Genomic DNA, 16,309 nt, shown 5'->3' on the forward strand with positions numbered 1-16,309 from the left:
TGTGGGACTGAACCCCCGTCTTCGTCGTGCCCTCTCATGGAGTGCCAGCTGAGAGCCAGCTGAGAGGGCGCGATGAAATGGGGACCGCATGCGGGACATCAGCCGGAGGGGAATGATCGGCCTCGGGGCAGGTGCCGCGGCCGGCCTGGGACTCGCCGCGTGCGGTACCACCCCACAGGACGTGCCGGGCCGGGGCGGCGGTTCCCGGGGCGAGGGACACCCCGGCGCCCCGAGACAGGCCGCCAAGCCGATCGGCGACGGCTCCACCGCCTTCACCGGCGAGCAGCCGGGCCGGCCGGGCAGGCCCGAGCCCCTGCAGCCCGGCGAGACCCCACCGCAGTTCGTGGTCTTCTCCTGGGACGGCGCGGGCGAGGTCGGCACCGGCCTCTTCGACCGCTTCCTCGGACTCGCCGAGAAGTACGACGCCCGGATGACGTTCTTCCTCTCCGGGCTCTACCTGCTGCCCGAGTCGAACAAGCGCATGTACGACCCGCCCAACAACGCCAGGGGCGCCTCGGACATCGGCTACCTCACCGACGACCACATCAGGCAGACGCTGAAGCTCGTCCGCCGCGCCTGGCTCGCCGGCCACGAGATCGGCACCCACTTCAACGGCCACTTCTGCGCCGGCCCCGGTTCGGTCGCCGACTGGACCCCTTCCCAGTGGCGCAGCGAGATCGAACAGGCCAAGTCCTTCGTGAAGGAGTGGCGGACCAACACGGGCTGGACCGATCTGCCCGCACTGCCCTTCGACTACGACAAGGAACTCGTCGGCGGGCGCACCCCGTGCCTGCTCGGCCAGGAGAACCTGCTGCCCACCGCGCGGAAGCTCGGCTGGCGCTACGACGCCTCCTCGCCCGGCGGCCGACAGCGCTGGCCGCGGAAGAACCAGGGCCTGTGGGACCTGCCCCTCCAGGAGATGCCCTTCCCGGGGCATACCTTCGAGGTCCTCTCGATGGACTACAACATCCTCGCCAACCAGTCGGTCAACACGACCAGGGCGCCGTCGTACAACTACCCGGCCTGGCGCACCCAGGCCGCCCAGTCCTACATCTCCGGGTTCCAGCGGGCCTACGAGACCAACCGCGCCCCGTTCTTCATCGGCAACCACTTCGAGGAGTGGAACGGCGGCATCTACATGGACGCCGTCGAGCAGGCCTTCACGCACGTCGCCCGGCAGCGGGAGGACGGCGCGGACGTCCGCATGGTCTCCTTCCGGGACTTCGCGGACTGGCTGGACGTGCAGCGGCCCGAGGTCCTCGCCAAGCTCCGGTCGTTGGAGGTGGGGGAGCGGCCGGCGGGCGGCTGGAAGACGTTCCTGCGGGACGTCGGCAAGAATTCGGGCCGGGGCTCCGGGACCGATACGGACAGCGACACCTGAAACGGTGCGGGACGGGCGGATCGCGCCCGTGCGGGTGGGAGCACCCGCACGGGCCTCGACGAGGAGCCCGAAAGGCCGCCTGATATGCGGGTTTCCGCCCGCAAGGGGGGTGCGGAAGATCCCCGAAACGGGCATGCGAAACTTTTCACATGAGTGCCGCCTGCCGCGCCGACCAGCGCCCGAACCGCACCCGTAGCCGCGTCGCCCTGCTCGCCGCCGGGGCCGCCGTCGCCGCGCTCGTCCTGTCCGCGTGCACTTCCGGAGGTACGTCGGGAGGAGCGGGCAACACCAACTTCGTCGCCGGCAAGAACGGCGTCGACACCGCGGCCAAGGGCCACCGGACCGCGATCCCGGACCTGTCGGGCAAGACCGTCGACGGCAAGCAGCTCGACGTCCGCGACTTCAAGGGCAAGGTCGTCGTCCTCAACGTCTGGGGCTCGTGGTGCGGACCGTGCCGGGCCGAGGCCGCCAACTTCGAGCGGGTCTACCAGGACACCAAGGACCAGGGCGTGCAGTTCGTGGGCATCAACACCCGCGACGCCGGCACCGGCCCGGCCCTCGCCTTCGAGAAGGAACACGGCGTCAGCTACCCGAGCCTTTTCGACCCCACGGGCAAGCTGATGCTCCGCTTCAAGAAGGGCACGCTCAACCCGCAGCTGATCCCCTCCACCCTCGTCATCGACCGCGAGGGCAAGGTCGCCGCCCGGACGCTCCAGGCGCTCAGCGAGGACAACCTGCGCAAGATGCTCGACCCCGTGCTCGCGGAGAAGTGACCTGACGTGTCCCTCCTCGCCATGTCCCTGGCCGAGTCCACCGGCAGGAACGAGACGGTCTACAGCGGCGCGCTGCTGCTCGCCTTCCCGATCGCCGTGGTCGGGGGGCTCGTCTCCTTCTTCTCCCCGTGCGTGCTGCCCCTGGTCCCCGGCTACCTCTCCTACGTCACCGGGGTCAGCGGCACCGACCTGGCGGAGGCCAGACGCGGGCGCATGGCGGTCGGCGCGAGCCTGTTCGTGCTGGGCTTCACCGTCGTGTTCGTGTCCGGCGGCGCGCTCTTCGGCTACTTCGGCTCCACCCTGCACGAGTACCAGGCGGTCCTGTCCAAGGTGCTCGGCGCGCTCATGGTGCTCATGGGCGTGTTCTTCGTGGGCGGCATGCCCTTCCTGACGCAGCGCGAATTCCGCTTCCACAAGCGGCCGGTGGCCGGTCTCGCGGGAGCGCCGCTGCTCGGCGCGCTCTTCGGGATCGGCTGGACCCCCTGCCTCGGCCCGACCCTCTCCTCCGTGCAGATCCTCGCCGCGAACCAGGCGAGCGCCGGACGGGGCGCCATACTGACCGTCGCGTACTGCCTCGGGCTCGGCATCCCCTTCGTCCTGGCCGCGGTCGCCTTCCGCAAGGCGCTCGGCGCCTTCGGCTGGGTCAAGCGGCACTACACCTGGGTGATGCGGATCGGCGGCGGAATGATGATCGTGACCGGCCTGCTCCTGCTCACGGGTGCGTGGGACAGCCTCGTGCAGCAGATGCAAACCTGGTCCGACGGCTTCACGGTAGGGATCTGACCCATGAGCACCACTGACACCGGCAAGACGACGGAACCGGACGCGGCGGGCGAATTCGGCGCGGCCGGCTCGCAGCTGTCCACCGCGCCCGTGGAGACGGCGATGCCCGGCTCCTTCGGCGGTTCGCGGGCGCCCGGCGCCATCGGCTGGATCACCTGGACCGGACGCGAGGCCGTCGGCTGGGCCCGCTGGTTCTGGCGGCAGCTGACCTCGATGCGGGTCGCGCTGATCCTGCTCTTCCTGCTGTCGCTCGGCGCGATCCCCGGCTCGCTGATCCCGCAGTCCGGGACCGACGCGCAGAAGGTCGCCGACTTCAAGGACCGGCACAGCCTGCTGGGGCCGGTCTACGACAAGCTGGGGCTGTTCCATGTGTACAGCTCGGTGTGGTTCTCGGCGATCTACATCCTGCTGTTCGTCTCGCTCGTCGGCTGCATCGTGCCGCGCACCTGGCAGTTCGTCGGACAGCTGCGGGGCCGTCCGCCGGGCGCCCCGAAGCGGCTGACGCGGCTTCCCGCGTATGCCACGTGGCGTACCGAGGCCGCGCCCGAGAAGGTCCGCGAGGCCGCCCTGAAGGTGCTGAAGCAGCGGCGGTTCCGCGCACACCTCGACGGCGACGCCGTGGCGGCGGAGAAGGGCTATCTGCGCGAGACCGGCAACCTGCTCTTCCACGTCGCGCTCGTCGTGATGCTCGTCGCCTTCGCCTGGGGCCAGCTCTTCAAGTCCGAGGGCAACAAGCTGATCGTCGAGGGCGACGGCTTCTCCAACACGCTGCTCCAGTACGACGACTTCAAGTCGGGCAACCTCTTCAGCAACGACGACCTGACGCCGTTCAGCTTCGACCTGAAGAACTTCACCGGCACCTACGAACGGACCGGGCCCAACAAGGGCACCCCGCGCACGTTCCAGGCGGAGGTCACCTACAGCGAGGGCGCGTACGGCAAGCCGCGGAAGAAGACCATCAAGGTCAACGAGCCGCTGGAGGTCGGCGACTCGAAGGTCTACCTGGTCAGCCACGGCTACGCGCCCGTCGTCACCGTCCGGGACGGCAAGGGCGAGGTCGTCTTCCACCAGCCCGTGCCGCTGCTGCCGCAGGACGGGAACGTCACCTCGGTCGGCGCGATCAAGGTGATGGACGGTTACCGGAACGCGCAGGGCCGCAGCGAGCAGCTCGGCTTCTCCGCCGTCTTCGTGCCGACGTTCGCCGGTGCCGGCAAGGGCACCATGTTCTCCCAGTTCCCCGCCCTGGACTTCCCCGTGCTCGCGCTGAACGCCTACCACGGCAGCCTCGGGGTCGACTCGGGCCTCCCGCAGAACGTGTACCAGCTCGAGACCTCCAAGATGACGCAGTTCAAGGACGCGAAGGGCGGCATCCTCAAGGCGAGGCTGCTGCCCGGCGAGACCATGAAGCTGCCGGACGGTGCCGGCTCGATCACCTTCGACAAGGGCATCAAGGAGTGGGCGGGCTTCCAGGTCACCCAGCAGCCCGGCAGCGACTGGGCGCTGGTGGGAGCCTTCGTCGCGATCTTCGGCCTCGCCGGATCCCTGTTCATCCAGCGCCGCCGCGTCTGGGTGCGGGCCACCACCGGCACCGACGGCGTCACCGTCGTCGAGATGGCGGGCCTCGGCCGCAGCGAGTCCGCGAAGCTCCCCGAGGAGCTCGGCGACCTCGCCGCGCTCGTGCACGAACAGGCGCCCAGCGCCCCCGAACCCGGCCCGGACACGCCCGGGTCCGATCAGGACACCCCCGACCCGCACGCCGTATCTGCCGCCGAAGGGGCTGAGAAGCAGTGACTCTCGCCACCGCCACCAACGAACACCTCGCTCACATCAGCAACGTGCTGATCTACTCCTCGATGGCCGTCTACACCCTGGCCTTCTTCGCGCACATCGCCGAGTGGCTCTTCGGCAGCCGCAGCAAGGTCGCCCGCACCGCGCAGGCGCTCACCGCCAAGGGCGAGCAGGGCGCCGGCGCCGCGACCGCCCCCGCGGTCACCGTGCAGACGGCCGGCGGCACCGCCGTGCTGGAGCGGCCGAAGGTCGTCACCCGCTCCGCGGCCGGCGCCCGCGACGTGCCCGACGGGCCCGGCGCGCACGGCGGCGACGAGCAGGGCGACCTCTACGGCCGGATCGCGGTGTCCCTCACCGTGCTCGCCTGGGCCGTCGAGGCCGCCGGCGTGCTCTCCCGGGCCCTGTCGGTGCAGCGCGCGCCGTGGGGCAACATGTACGAGTTCAACATCACCTTCTCCACGGTCGCGGTGGGCGTGTACCTCGCGCTGCTGGCCCTGAAGAAGAACGTGCGCTGGATGGGCCTCTTCCTGGTCACCACGGTCCTGCTCGACCTCGGTCTCGCCGTCACCGTCCTGTACACGGCGAGCGACCAGCTGGTCCCGGCCCTGCACTCGTACTGGCTGTACATCCACGTCTCGACCGCGATCCTGTGCGGCGCCGTCTTCTACGTGGGGGCCGTCGGCACGCTGCTCTACCTGTTCAAGGACTCGTACGAGAACAAGCTGGCCGGCGGCGGGAAGCCCGGACGCTTCGCGACCTCCGTGCTGGAGCGGCTGCCCGCCTCGGCCTCGCTCGACAAGTTCTCCTACCGCGTGAACGCCGCCGTCTTCCCGCTGTGGACCTTCACGATCATCGCGGGCGCCATCTGGGCGGGCGACGCCTGGGGCCGCTACTGGGGCTGGGACCCCAAGGAGACGTGGGCGTTCATCACCTGGGTCGCCTACGCCTGCTACCTGCACGCCCGGGCGACGGCCGGCTGGAAGGGCCGCAAGGCGGCGTACATCGCCCTGATCGCCTTCGCCTGCTGGCTGTTCAACTACTACGGCGTGAACATCTTCGTGAGCGGCAAGCACTCCTACGCGGGCGTCTAGCCGACGTCGTCCGGCCGGCCGCCCCGAGGCGGCCGGCCGACCACCCTGGGCGAAGAAAACGCAGGTCAGGTCCGGTCACGTGCGGAACCGGCCGCCACGGGCCACGCTGGAGTCATGACCCAACCCATCGAGCGGCCACCGATCGAAGAGGGCGCCACGGAGATGCGGGGGAACGCGCGGGTCCTGCACTTCCTGCTGCGTCTTCCCCAGCCTGTGGAAAAGGTCTGGGCGGCGCTGGCCACCCCCGCGGGACTGCGCGGTTGGCTGGCCGTCGCCGACCCGTTCGAGCCGCGGCTCGGCGGGGCCGTCACCCTGAGCGGGCTGGGCGCCGGACGGATCACCGCCTGGGACGTGGAGCGCATCGCGGAGTACACCGTCGAGGGGCGCGGCCGGGTCCGGTTCCATCTGGAGCAGGGCGTGCCCGAGGGCACCACGGTCCGCTTCACCCATGAGACCGAGGCGGAGCGGGACCCGGAGTGGCGGGTCCGCTTCGAACGCCTGGCCCGGCAGCTCGGCGGCTAGCATCCGCCGCATCCCGGTGCCGGGGACCCGCCGCCGGGGACGCCCGGGACCGGACTCGTCGTCCGGATCGAGCCACCGGGGCGAGCGCCCGGGGGCCGTGCCCCGCGCCGGCGCCCCTACGACGGCGGCAGGCACTCCTTGGGGGCACGCGGTTGCGTCGACCGCCGGTTCACAGTCCCGGTCTCGCCGTCGTCGCCCGGGACGCGCAAGGGGCGGCCGGCCAGGGCCTCCGCCGGCCAGTCCCGCGAGGCCCGCCACAGCAGGGCGCTGCCCGCCGGCCGCAGGTTCGACAGCTGCTCCAGCTCGAAGCGCAGCCGCTCGGTCACCTTCGGGTCCGGCAGGACCAGTGGGTCGGTCAGCAGCCAGACGGCGTGCAACAGCCGCCGCACCCGCAGGTGCGGCACGGCGTCCACGCTGTCCGGGGGCTGCTGCGCCGCGTCGGTGTGGCCGAGTGCGACGGAGGCCCGGGGGTCGTGGCCGTCGAAGTCCCGGCCGTCCGGGTCGTGCGGGTGGAAGTACGGCGCGGACGCGATGAAGAGCAGCGACGACAGCCAGGCCCGCGTATCGGTGCGCGAGAAGGTGTCGCGCAGATGAGCCACCGCGGAGTCGGCCTTGCCCAGGGCGAGTTCGTGGTGCAGCCGATAGCGGGTGGTGTCCCGCGCGGCCGCCTCGCCGGGGTCCTGGTAGTGGTCGGCGAGGGTGCGGTGCACGGCCCGCCAGCGCGCGTGGTCCGGGTCGCCGTGGTGCAGCCGCAGCAGGAGCAGGGCGCGCAGGAAGGGGTCCCCGACGAACTGTCCGCAGGCCGTCGGCCAGCCCTCCGCGGTGAGCCGTTCCTCCAGGTCGAGGACGCCCGACGCGCCGAAGTCCTCGGGGAGTTGGGCCTCGGCGAGCACGCACGCCGAGTCGCGGTCGTGCGCCGCGGCGAGCACGGTCAGCTCATCGAGCCGCCCGCCGGGCACCAGGTGGGCGAGGAGCTCCTGATAGGTGGGGCGGCCGTCCCGGGCCTCGTGCAGGACGACCTCGGCCGTGAGCAACCGGCCGAGGGAGTCGGCTCCTTGGGGCAGGTTCTGGCGTGCCGAGCCGGCGAGCAGGGTGATGCCGAGCGGGCTGCCGCCGGTCAGCCGGTGCGTGGCGTGCGGGAGGTGCGGGGGCACGTCCGCGGCGCCGGGTGCCGGGGACGGGACCTGGGCGACGGTGTCGACGATGTGCAGGGTGTCGTCGGGCGTCAGCGGCGGCAGGGAGACGAGCAGTGCGCGCGAGGACGGTGAGGTGCCCGGCTCCCAGCCGCTCTCCCGGGCCGCCTCGGGGAGAGTGCGGCGGCCCGCGTTGCGCAGGGCGGGGTGGGCGTAGCCGCGCAGCGTCGCGCAGAAGACGACCTGGTCGGCGATGCCGTCGGCGCGGTCGCGCAGGACCGGCTCCAGCAGACGGAGGCCCGCCGGTTCCTGCACGTTGTCGATGAGGACGACGGGGCGCCCAGGCCGGTGCGAACGCTGTATGACGCCCGAGTAGGCGTCGTCGAGGTCGGCGAGCAGGGCCCGTACGAGATGGCGTTCGGCGTGCCGGAGCGAGTCGCCGCCCGCCCGGAAGTGCCGGGACAGCAGGATGAGCGCCAGCTTGGGGCTGCCGCCCGCGTTCGGGTAGTCCCGGTACCAGGTGGCGGCCTTGCGCAGTCGGCGGTGGGCCGGGGCGACGCCCTCGGCGAACGCCTCCAGGGTCGCCTCGATGATCGGTTCCACCACCGGGCCGGTGCCGCTCATCGAGGCGACGAGCCTGGAGATGACCTTGCTCACCCAGCGGCCGGCGAAGCCCGACAGCCACGAGCCGTTCTCGTTGAGCAGCAGGATGCGTTCCGCCTCCTGCCGGATGCGCGGCACGTCGCGGTTGCTCCAGCCGCCCGCGGCCACGGTGAGCAGTCCTGCCGCGAGTCTCGGAAAACCGATCCGCCCGGCGCCCGTCACCGGCTCGGCGAGCTGTTCGGCGATCGTGGTGAGCGCCTGTCCGACCGGTGACCAGGCCTCCGCGGGACGCTCGGACGGCGGGGCGGCGAACTGGCGGTCCTCGCCGTCGATCAGCGCGACGGGCGTGTGCCCGCGGTAGGCGTCGCGCAGCTCCCGCAGCACGGCGCTCTTGCCGAGCCCGCGCCCGCCCGCGAACACCACGAAGGGCGGTTCGCCGGGGTGTTCGTACGGCGTCGAGCGGAGTTGGTACGGACGCAGACCGACGAGCCGGGACGCGAGTCCGGGCGGATCGGTGTCGAACAGCGCTCCCCGGCCGTGCAGCCCTGTGTGCACCGCATCTCCCCCTGGCGCGGTCCGGTCCGATGTGCTGCTGTGAGGTGTATCAACACCAGCGTAAGAAGGGGGAGTTGGTTCGGTATAGAGCGCACGGTGTCCGATGGGTTACGAAAAGTGTCCGCCGGTCAGCCGACTGTGATCGAGTTCAGCTTCTCGCGCAGGTAGACGTGCGAGTCGACGGGCTCGTACGCGACACGGCCCACGGGCGCGGGGACGGACTCGACGAGGGTCCCGGGCGTGCACTCGCCGAAGTAGACCAGCGACATCAGCTCCTCCGCCGGTGCGTCCGAGGGTGGTGGCAGCACCCGGTGGCGCCCCGAACGCCACCGGTCGCCCGTCCAACGGGCCATCAGGTCACCGATGTTGATGGTGAACGCCGCCGGGTCGAAGGGCGCGTCCTGCCAGCCGCCCTCGTCCGTGTACACCTGGAGACCGCCCCGGCCCGCCTGCCGGTCGAGGATCGTGACCGTGCCGAAGTCGGTGTGCGGGCCGATGCGGAACTGGCCCGGCTCGGGCTCGCCGAGCACCTCCGTCCCCGGATACCAGTTGATGTTGAAGCCGTACGTCGGGTGGCCCATGTGCCGGGTGAAGAAGTCCGGTGCCAGCCCCAGGGCCTCACCGAGCAGGACGAGCAGCCGGTTCTCCAGCTCGCCCATCCGCGCCAGGTACTCCTCGCACAGCTCCCGCAGCTCCGGGACCTCGGCCGGCCAGACGTTCGGCGCGTACCACTCGGCGTTGACCTCGGGGTCCTCGAAGGGCTCGTGCGTGGCGAAGGTCAGCGACTCCTTGAGGTCGGGCGGCGTCTCGGTGCCCTCCGCGTAGGCGTTGGCCTCGGCCCCCGGGCCGAGCCAGCCGCGCCCCCCGACCCGGGCGGCGTACGGCTGCTTCACGGCGGCGGGCAGGGTGAAGAAGGCGCGGGCGGCGGTGCGGATGCGGGCGCGCAGCGCCGGGTCGACGCCGTGCCCGGTGACCAGGAGGAAGCCCGCCGTGCGAAGGGCGTCGTCGACGGTGCGGGCGGTGGCGGCGCGGGCGTCCGGGTCGCCGGAGAGCCAGGGCCGCAGGTCGATGGTGGGGATGTGGGGGCCGGCCGGGGCCTTCGGGTCACTCACCGATGTCCTCGTTCCACAGGGCGGGGTCGTCCTCGATGAAGGCGCGCATCAGCGCGGTGCATTCCGGGTCGTCCAGCACGACGATCTCCACACCGTGCCCGGCGAGCCAGTCGTGGCCGCCGTGGAAGGTCTCCGCCTCGCCGACGACGACCCGGGAGATGCCGAACTGCCGGACCAGGCCGCTGCAGTACCAGCACGGCGAGAGCGTGGTCACCATGGTCGTCCCGCGGTAGGACCGCTGCCGTCCCGCGGCCCGGAAGGCGGCCGTCTCGGCGTGCGCCGAGGGGTCGCCGTCCTGGACCCGGCGGTTGTGGCCGCGGCCCAGCAGGGTGCCGTCCGCGCCGTACAGCGCCGCCCCGATGGGGATGCCGCCCTCGGCGAGCCCGGCGCGGGCCTCCGCGAGGGCGACGGCGAGCCACGCGCGCGCCCGTGCCTGATCGATGCGCTCCATGCCCCCACTCTCCTGTGGCCGGAACGCCGGGGCAACGACGTGGCGCGCCGCCGGTCGCGCCGCGCCGCGTCCTCGCCGTCAGGCCGGTGAGTCGGGGAACCGGCCGCGGACCGTCCGCGGTCGCGGTCGAGGCGGGTGCTGCCGGCCGTGGTCTTCGCGTCGGACGGGTGGCAGCTCGGACTCTGGGCCCGGCGACGGCGCACGACGAGGAGTGCGCCCGCACCCGTGACCACCGCCGCGGCAGCCGCGCCCGCGATCGGCAGCGTCGAGGAGCCGGTCTCCGCCAGGTTGCCGCCGTTCGTCGTCGCCCCGTCGCCCCGTCGCCGCCGGTCGACGACGCTCCGCCGGTCGACGACGACCCGCCGGTCGAACCGTCCGAGCCGTTGGTCGAGCCGTTGGCCGACCCGGTCGAGCCGCCTGCCGAACCGCCCGTCGAGCCCCCACGGCGGCGACAGCGGCACCGGAGGTGCGACGGTTGCGTGGGGGCATCGGCATGGAGGGAACCTCTGTCGGGACGCGGGCGAACGAACGGTGTCTTCCAGGAGTCCAGCCCTGCGAGCGCTGGACTCCTGCCGCTCCCGAACGGTTGCACGGCCGGTGCCTTCTTCGCCTCGCGATCCGCTCCTCCGTCCGGTCCTCTCCGAGGCTCTCGAACCCGTGCGGTCGCCGCCGGGCTCGCCGCCGGCGCGGAGCTCAGTCGGCCACCCTCAGGAGCAGCTTCCCGGTGCTGGTCCGGGACCCCATGAGCCGGTGCGCCTCCGGCGCGTCCTTCAGCGGGAACTCCGCCGTCACCGGCAGGGACACCGAGCCGTCGACGACCGTACGGAAGGCCTTCTGGGCGATCTCGCGGAGCGCGGCGGGGGCGGTCCGGGCGAGGCCGAGGATGGAGAAGCCCGCGACGGACAGGCCGGTGGGGTAGAGCTCGGGCTGGCCCACCGTCCAGGGTTCCGCGCCGCCCGCGTTCCCGTAGGAGACCAGGCGGCCGAAGGGGGCGAGGGAGGCGAGGCTGCCGCGCAGGGTGTCGCCGCCGACCGGGTCCAGGGCCAGGTCGACGCCGCGGCCGTCGGTCGCCGCGCGGACCTCGTCGGTGAAGGAGCCCACGAAGACCTCGTCGTAGCCCTGCTCGGCGGCGTACTCCGCCTTCGCGGCGGCCGACACCACGCCGTACACCGTCCCGGCGCCCGCCGCCTTCGCCAACTGTCCCAGGACGGTGCCGACCCCGCCCGCTGCACCCTGCACGAGCACGGTCTCGGCGGGCTGGAGCCGGCCGACGGTGTGCAGCAGGGCGTAGGCGGTCGGCAGGACCGTGGGGAGGGTGGCGCCGGTGCGCAGGTCGACCCCGGCCGGGAGCGGGAACACGGTCACCGCGTCGGCCACGGTCACCTCCGCGTACGCGCCGCCCTCCGTCAGCGCGGCGACCTCCTGGCCGACGGTCAGTCCCTCGACGCCGGCCCCGACCGCTCTGATCCGGCCGGACACCTCCAGCCCGGGCACGAACGGGAGGCCCGGCACCCGGTAGCCCTCGGACCTCGCCTTGAGGTCGGCGAAGTTCACGCCGGTGTACGCGACGTCGACGCTCACCTGCCCGGGTCCCGGCTCCGGGACCTGCGTCTCCACGACCCGAAGGACCTCGGGACCGCCGTACTCCTCGAACTCGACCGCGCGCATGGCACACCCCTCCGCGAGTGTTCAACGAAAAGCGAACACTCGGGAGTGTATGGTTTTCATCGAACACTCTGCAAGGGGCGACCAGGGGAGCACGGCGTGGCACAGCGGACCGGCACCAGCCATCGGGCCGCGCCCGAGCACACCCACCCGGACCAGGTCTCCGTGCAGACCGCCCTGGCCGCCCTCGCCGACCCCGTACGCATCACGCTGGTGCGGGAGTTGGCCGACTCCGCGGAGTGGAGCCGCAGTTGCGGCAGCTTCGACGTGCCCGTCGGCAAGGCGGCCCTCAGTCATCACTTCGCGGTGCTGCGCGGCGCGGGACTCGTGGAGCAGCGCGACGAAGGGCCGAAGCGTGTCAACCGCCTGCGCCGCGACGAGTTCGACACCCGCTTCCCCGGCCTCCTCGCGCTCGTCCTGCGGGACGCTCAGGACGGCTGAGGCGCAGCGGGGTGCCGCCCCTGCCCGGGCGGCGGACCCGTGACGGCGGGCGGCGGGGGCGTCGCGCCGACGGGTTCGGCCGCTTCCAGGACCGCGTAGTCCGCGAAATGGCGCCGGTAGCGCGTGTGCCGGGTGTCCTGGGTGTGCAGACGCTGCCATTCCTCGACCTCGGCCGGGTCCGGACGCGGGCCGGACCCCGCGCCGCAGTCGGCCTCGTCCCCCGAGACGCAGCGCGCCTCGTACTCCGGCTCCGCCGTCGTGTCCTGCACGATCACGTACGGGACGTACCGGAAGACGCGGCGCCTGTCCGTGGCCTTCGCGGAACGGGCGTTGGCGGCCCGCACGCCCGCGCCGAGCCGTTCCTCCGGTGTCGCCGGGCGGATCAGCGCCGGGTCCGCCTCCCACTCCCGGCCGCCGCCGACGGGCCGCAGTATCGCGTACGGGCCCGCCTGGCCGCGGTATTCGCCCACCCTGCCCGTCCGCGGGTCGTGGACGATCGCTCCCGGTTCCCACTGCTTCGCCTGCCCGGCCATGTTCGCTCCGCACCGATCGGTCACCCTGTGTGTACCGAGCGTCGCGGAGGGGAACGGTCGGTATCAATGCCGGACGCGTGACAGTGGCGCACTGTCACGGAGGGGGGTGCCGTGAGCCGACGCAACGCGGAGGGAGGGGCGGCGGCCAGTACCGCCGCCGTGTTCGGCGAGGTGCTGAAGCACTTCCGTGAGGTCGCGCTCCTCACCCAGGAAGGCCTCGCGCGCGAGATCCCCTGCGACCGGTCCCACGTGGCCCGCGTCGAGGCGGGGACCCGGGTGCCACAGGACACCTTCGCCAAGCGGTGCGACAAACTGCTGGGCTCGGGCGGGGTGTTGACGCGACTGTGGGGCCGCATCGACTGGTATCCGCAGGTGGAGCATCCGGACTGGTTCGACCGCAGGGCGCGGATGGACGCCGAGGCTGTCGCCGTACGCGCGTATCAGACGCAGGTGGTACCGGGTCTGTTGCAGACGGCCGACTACGCAACCGCCCTGTTCGCTCGTCGCCTTGCCCGGCCCGACGACGTGGCGGAGCGGGTCAGGGCACGTCTGAGCCGACAGCAGCGCTTCCACGCCGACGACGGACCGCTCTACCTCGTGGTGCTGGACGAGATCTGTCTGCGCCATGTGGTGGGGAGCCCCTCAGTGATGCGGGACCAGTGCGCGCACCTGCTCGGCATCGGCCGGCGCCCCAACATCCGTATCCAGGTAGTCCCGTTGGAGCGTGCCGACATCGACCGCCCGGACACCTCCCTGTCACTGATCGAGCTGCCCGACAGGCACCGGTGGGTCTACTCGGAGTCCCTGGACCGGGGGCATTTCAGCGACGATCCGGCCCTCTTCGCGCGCCACAGCCGGACCTATGATGTGCTCCGGGCGGACGCTCTGTCAGCCCCTCAGTCCGCCGCTCTGATCAGCGACGTGATGGAAGGGTACGAGCATCATGAAGAGCCACGATCTGAGCACAGCCCGCTGGATCACGAGCAGTTACAGCGGAGCAAACGGCGGCGACTGCGTCGAAGTGGCCCCCGCTACCCCCGGTCTCGTCCCCGTCCGTGACAGCAAGACCCCTGACGGACCTGTCCTGTTGATCACCCGGACCGCGTGGGCGGCGTTCACCGCGGCGCTGCGCTGACCGACCACCGGGCCCCGACGAGGTCTCATCGACGCCGCCGATGGGGCCATCGGCAGGACGCCCCACTGGCCCGTGGCCCCACCCCGGCACCCGCTCCTACCTTCGTGCCCATGACCTCCAAGAGCGCACTCGAGAGCAAGGGCACCGCCCAGCTCACCGCCGCCATGATGCTCTCCGGGACCCTCGGCGTCTTCGTCGTCGAGTCCGGAGCCTCTCCCTTCAACGTGGTCTTCTTCCGTGTGCTCTTCGGGGCGCTCGCCCTCGGCGGCTACGCCCTCGCCCGCGGCTACTTCCGCGGTCACGGCTTCACCCCGCGCACCCTCGGACTCGCCGCGCTCGGCGGCGTGTTCATCGTCTTCAACTGGGTCCTGCTCTTCCAGTCGTACGAGAACACCTCGATCTCCGTCGCCACGGTCGTCTACCACACCCAGCCGTTCTACGTGGTCCTGCTGGGCGCCCTGCTCTTCCGCGAGCGGCTCACCGCGTCGAAGATCGGCTGGGTCGCGGTCGCCTTCGCGGGACTCGTCCTCGTCTCGGGCGTCACCCCCGCCGACTTCACCAGCGGCGGCACCTACCTCCTCGGCGTCGGCCAGGCCCTCCTCGCCGCGCTGCTGTACGGCCTGTCCACACTGGTCACCAAGCGCATCACGGGCGTCCGCCCGCACCTCATCGCCCTCGTCCAGGTCCTCGTCGGCATCCCGCTGCTGCTGCCCCTCGCCGACTTCGGCGCCATGCGGGGCACCGGCGCGGACTGGGGCTGGCTGGTCGGCCTCGGCATCATCCACACCGGCCTGATGTACGTGCTGATGTACGCGGCGTACGCCAAGCTCCCCACCGCGAAGATCGCCGTGCTGGCCTTCACCTACCCGGCCGTCGCCATGGTCATGGACTGGGTGGTCTACGGGCACCACATCGGGCTCGTGCAGGCCCTCGGCGTCCCGCTGATCGTGACCGCGAGCCTGCGGGTCACCCTTCCTCGGACACCAGCCGCCGCGCCTGCTCCACGAACAGCCGCACATGACCGGGAAGCCGCTTCCCGGCCCGCCACGCCAGTTGCGTCCGAAGCGTGAACGGCGCCTCCCACGGCAACCGCACCAGCGCTCCCTCCGCGAGTTCCGCGGCGACCGTCACCTCGGGCAGCAACGCGATCCCGAGGCCGGCCGCCGCGGCCCGCTTGGTCGCCTCGATCGTGCCGAACTCCGTGAAGGACACCCCGGAGCCCGCCGGTTCGACGGAGTTGAGCTCCCGCTCGAACAAGTCCCGGTAGGCGCAGCCCGGTTCGGTCGCCAGCAGCGACTGCCCGACGAGATCCGCGGTCCGCGCGGCCCGCGCCCCCGCGAGGGCGTGGCCCGGCGCCGCCACCAGCGCCAGCGGCTCCACCGCGAGCACCGCGACGTCCAGCCCCGCGTGCCGGGTCTCCTCCTCCATCAGGAAGCCCACGTCGTACACGCCCTGCCGCAACGCCTGACGGGTCTCGTCCCCGATCGTCGTGCGCAGCGACAGCCGCACCCCCGGGTAGCGGTGGTGGAACAGTTCCAGCAGCGGCAGCAGCCGGTACGAGGTCAGCGACTCCATGGTGCCGACGGTCAGCGCACCGGAGGGCTCCTCGGCGCCCACGACCGCGGCCCGGGCCTCCTCGGTCAGCTCGATGATCTGCCGGGCGTAGGGCAGCAGCCGCTCACCTGACTCCGTCAGCCGGATACGGCTGCCCAGCCGGTCGAACAGCTCCGTGCCCAGCGAGGACTCCAGCGCACGGATCTGACCGGTCACGCTGGACTGGGCGTACTTCAGCTCGGCGGCTGCCTGCGTGAAGCTCAGTACCGTCGCGACCTTCTCGAAGGTGACCAGCAGCCGCAGTTCCATCAGCTGTCCTTCGGTTCCTCGCCGTGCTCACGGCGGCGCAGCTCCTCCTCGCGGCGTCGCAGGTCCGCCTCCCAGTCCTTCAGGAGCGCCTCGTCCTTGGTGTTCTCCGCCTTCAGGGACTTGAGGAACTCGGGATTGTCGTCCGGGGCGACGTACTGGGTGCGGGCGTTGCGGTGCCACTCCGACGGGGTGGAACCGCCCACCGGGGCCCGGCGGGTCCTGCCGGCCGCCAGCCAGGCGATGGGCCCGACCAGCACCTCGCCGAAGAGCAGGATGATGATCACCCACACCACCTTCGGCAGGCCACGGACCTCTTCCTCCGGCGTGTTCAGACAGTCGATGAACGCGTAGATCCACAGCGCCAGGACCAGAAGGAACGGCAGATACCTGACCATGCCCGAACGAACCCCCAGTGAGCAGTTGCGGGGCGGCACAGGGGCCCCGGTGACGGGCACAGGGTAGCCGGTGGCCGATACTTGG

Annotated in this window: 17 protein-coding genes; 10 read left to right on the plus strand and 7 right to left on the minus strand. The window is 71.9% G+C overall.

The annotated features are described in order from the left end of the window. Window positions 1–88 precede the first annotated feature (88 nt). The 6 genes from H305_RS0137930 to H305_RS0137955 all read left to right on the plus strand — a co-directional run bounded on the left by H305_RS0137930 (window position 89) and on the right by H305_RS0137955 (window position 6,338). Window positions 89–1,381, plus strand: a complete 1,293-nt coding sequence (locus tag H305_RS0137930) for a hypothetical protein (protein ID WP_028805048.1) — start codon at window positions 89–91, stop codon at window positions 1,379–1,381. A 149-nt stretch (window positions 1,382–1,530) separates the two neighbouring features. Beyond that, the gene (locus H305_RS0137935) at window positions 1,531–2,154 is read left to right on the plus strand and encodes a TlpA family protein disulfide reductase (RefSeq protein WP_028805049.1); all 624 of its coding nucleotides are present in this window, start codon (window positions 1,531–1,533) and stop codon (window positions 2,152–2,154) included. Window positions 2,155–2,175: 21 nt separating this feature from the next. After that, on the plus strand, window positions 2,176–2,937 hold the full coding sequence (locus H305_RS0137940) for a cytochrome c biogenesis CcdA family protein (RefSeq protein ID WP_028805050.1): 762 nt from the start codon (window positions 2,176–2,178) through the stop codon (window positions 2,935–2,937). Between the two features lie 3 nt (window positions 2,938–2,940). Next, window positions 2,941–4,728 carry a cytochrome c biogenesis protein ResB gene (gene resB / locus H305_RS0137945; protein ID WP_028805051.1) on the plus strand — a complete coding sequence of 596 codons (1,788 nt, stop codon included), beginning with the start codon at window positions 2,941–2,943 and terminating at the stop codon, window positions 4,726–4,728. Beyond that, window positions 4,725–5,816, plus strand: coding sequence for a c-type cytochrome biogenesis protein CcsB (ccsB, locus tag H305_RS0137950; protein WP_028805052.1), 1,092 nt, complete (start codon window positions 4,725–4,727; stop codon window positions 5,814–5,816). The genes resB and ccsB overlap by 4 nt, the downstream gene beginning before the upstream one ends. 114 nt (window positions 5,817–5,930) lie before the next feature. Then, on the plus strand, window positions 5,931–6,338 hold the full coding sequence (locus tag H305_RS0137955) for an SRPBCC domain-containing protein (RefSeq protein WP_028805053.1): 408 nt from the start codon (window positions 5,931–5,933) through the stop codon (window positions 6,336–6,338). Window positions 6,339–6,454: 116 nt separating this feature from the next. On the opposite strand, the gene H305_RS48270 is transcribed toward H305_RS0137955, so the two are convergent. From H305_RS48270 to H305_RS0137975, 4 genes are all read right to left on the minus strand, one after another. After that, window positions 6,455–8,629: a hypothetical protein gene (locus H305_RS48270; protein WP_051371421.1), complete on the minus strand. Its 2,175-nt coding sequence runs from the start codon at window positions 8,627–8,629 to the stop codon at window positions 6,455–6,457. Window positions 8,630–8,757: 128 nt separating this feature from the next. Continuing rightward, window positions 8,758–9,741 (minus strand): isopenicillin N synthase family dioxygenase, encoded by a 984-nt coding sequence (locus H305_RS0137965; protein ID WP_028805054.1) that lies wholly within the window; start codon window positions 9,739–9,741, stop codon window positions 8,758–8,760. Continuing rightward, on the minus strand, window positions 9,734–10,192 hold the full coding sequence (locus tag H305_RS0137970) for a nucleoside deaminase (RefSeq protein WP_028805055.1): 459 nt from the start codon (window positions 10,190–10,192) through the stop codon (window positions 9,734–9,736). Before H305_RS0137970 ends, H305_RS0137965 begins: the two co-directional genes overlap by 8 nt. Window positions 10,193–10,885: 693 nt before the next feature. Continuing rightward, window positions 10,886–11,860: a quinone oxidoreductase family protein gene (locus tag H305_RS0137975; protein WP_028805056.1), complete on the minus strand. Its 975-nt coding sequence runs from the start codon at window positions 11,858–11,860 to the stop codon at window positions 10,886–10,888. Between the two features lie 96 nt (window positions 11,861–11,956). Here H305_RS0137975 and H305_RS0137980 point away from each other — a divergent pair, with 96 nt between their 5' ends. After that, window positions 11,957–12,298 carry an ArsR/SmtB family transcription factor gene (locus H305_RS0137980; RefSeq protein WP_028805057.1) on the plus strand — a complete coding sequence of 114 codons (342 nt, stop codon included), beginning with the start codon at window positions 11,957–11,959 and terminating at the stop codon, window positions 12,296–12,298. On the opposite strand, the gene H305_RS55360 is transcribed toward H305_RS0137980, so the two are convergent. After that, on the minus strand, window positions 12,286–12,831 hold the full coding sequence (locus H305_RS55360; protein ID WP_420708198.1) for a hypothetical protein: 546 nt from the start codon (window positions 12,829–12,831) through the stop codon (window positions 12,286–12,288). The two genes, H305_RS0137980 and H305_RS55360, sit on opposite strands and share 13 nt — an antisense overlap. A gap of 111 nt (window positions 12,832–12,942) precedes the next feature. On the opposite strand from H305_RS55360, the gene H305_RS0137990 reads away from it, so the two are divergent. The 3 genes from H305_RS0137990 to H305_RS0137995 all read left to right on the plus strand — a co-directional run bounded on the left by H305_RS0137990 (window position 12,943) and on the right by H305_RS0137995 (window position 15,036). Next, window positions 12,943–13,890, plus strand: a complete 948-nt coding sequence (locus tag H305_RS0137990; RefSeq protein ID WP_028805058.1) for a helix-turn-helix domain-containing protein — start codon at window positions 12,943–12,945, stop codon at window positions 13,888–13,890. Next, window positions 13,853–13,966 (plus strand): DUF397 domain-containing protein, encoded by a 114-nt coding sequence (locus H305_RS56210; RefSeq protein ID WP_324608134.1) that lies wholly within the window; start codon window positions 13,853–13,855, stop codon window positions 13,964–13,966. The genes H305_RS0137990 and H305_RS56210 overlap by 38 nt, the downstream gene beginning before the upstream one ends. Window positions 13,967–14,076: 110 nt before the next feature. Continuing rightward, window positions 14,077–15,036 carry a DMT family transporter gene (locus H305_RS0137995; protein ID WP_028805059.1) on the plus strand — a complete coding sequence of 320 codons (960 nt, stop codon included), beginning with the start codon at window positions 14,077–14,079 and terminating at the stop codon, window positions 15,034–15,036. Here H305_RS0137995 and H305_RS48285 read toward each other — a convergent pair. Both H305_RS48285 and H305_RS0138005 read right to left on the minus strand, forming a co-directional pair. Continuing rightward, a complete protein-coding gene (locus tag H305_RS48285; protein WP_037766667.1) occupies window positions 14,933–15,829 on the minus strand; it encodes a LysR family transcriptional regulator in 897 nt (298 codons plus the stop codon). The genes H305_RS0137995 and H305_RS48285 overlap by 104 nt on opposite strands. Further along, window positions 15,829–16,224 carry a PLD nuclease N-terminal domain-containing protein gene (locus H305_RS0138005; RefSeq protein WP_028805060.1) on the minus strand — a complete coding sequence of 132 codons (396 nt, stop codon included), beginning with the start codon at window positions 16,222–16,224 and terminating at the stop codon, window positions 15,829–15,831. The genes H305_RS48285 and H305_RS0138005 overlap by 1 nt, the downstream gene beginning before the upstream one ends. Between the last annotated feature and the right edge of the window lie 85 nt (window positions 16,225–16,309).

This window comes from Streptomyces sp. 142MFCol3.1 (assembly GCF_000424945.1).
In the GTDB taxonomy this organism is placed as follows: domain Bacteria; phylum Actinomycetota; class Actinomycetes; order Streptomycetales; family Streptomycetaceae; genus Streptomyces; species Streptomyces siamensis.

What these genes read in the sequence shown, in the direction of transcription:
- H305_RS0137975 (WP_028805056.1), bottom strand. Translation starts at nt 11,860, where the DNA reads ATGCGCGCGGTCGAGTTCGAGGAGTACGGCGGTCCCGAGGTCCTTCGG.
- resB (WP_028805051.1), top strand. Translation starts at nt 2,941, where the DNA reads ATGAGCACCACTGACACCGGCAAGACGACGGAACCGGACGCGGCGGGC.
- H305_RS0137930 (WP_028805048.1), top strand. Translation starts at nt 89, where the DNA reads ATGCGGGACATCAGCCGGAGGGGAATGATCGGCCTCGGGGCAGGTGCC.
- H305_RS48285 (WP_037766667.1), bottom strand. Translation starts at nt 15,829, where the DNA reads ATGGAACTGCGGCTGCTGGTCACCTTCGAGAAGGTCGCGACGGTACTG.
- H305_RS55360 (WP_420708198.1), bottom strand. Translation starts at nt 12,831, where the DNA reads ATGGCCGGGCAGGCGAAGCAGTGGGAACCGGGAGCGATCGTCCACGAC.
- H305_RS0137935 (WP_028805049.1), top strand. Translation starts at nt 1,531, where the DNA reads ATGAGTGCCGCCTGCCGCGCCGACCAGCGCCCGAACCGCACCCGTAGC.
- H305_RS0137995 (WP_028805059.1), top strand. Translation starts at nt 14,077, where the DNA reads ATGACCTCCAAGAGCGCACTCGAGAGCAAGGGCACCGCCCAGCTCACC.
- H305_RS0138005 (WP_028805060.1), bottom strand. Translation starts at nt 16,224, where the DNA reads ATGGTCAGGTATCTGCCGTTCCTTCTGGTCCTGGCGCTGTGGATCTAC.
- H305_RS0137970 (WP_028805055.1), bottom strand. Translation starts at nt 10,192, where the DNA reads ATGGAGCGCATCGATCAGGCACGGGCGCGCGCGTGGCTCGCCGTCGCC.
- H305_RS0137955 (WP_028805053.1), top strand. Translation starts at nt 5,931, where the DNA reads ATGACCCAACCCATCGAGCGGCCACCGATCGAAGAGGGCGCCACGGAG.
- H305_RS0137940 (WP_028805050.1), top strand. Translation starts at nt 2,176, where the DNA reads ATGTCCCTGGCCGAGTCCACCGGCAGGAACGAGACGGTCTACAGCGGC.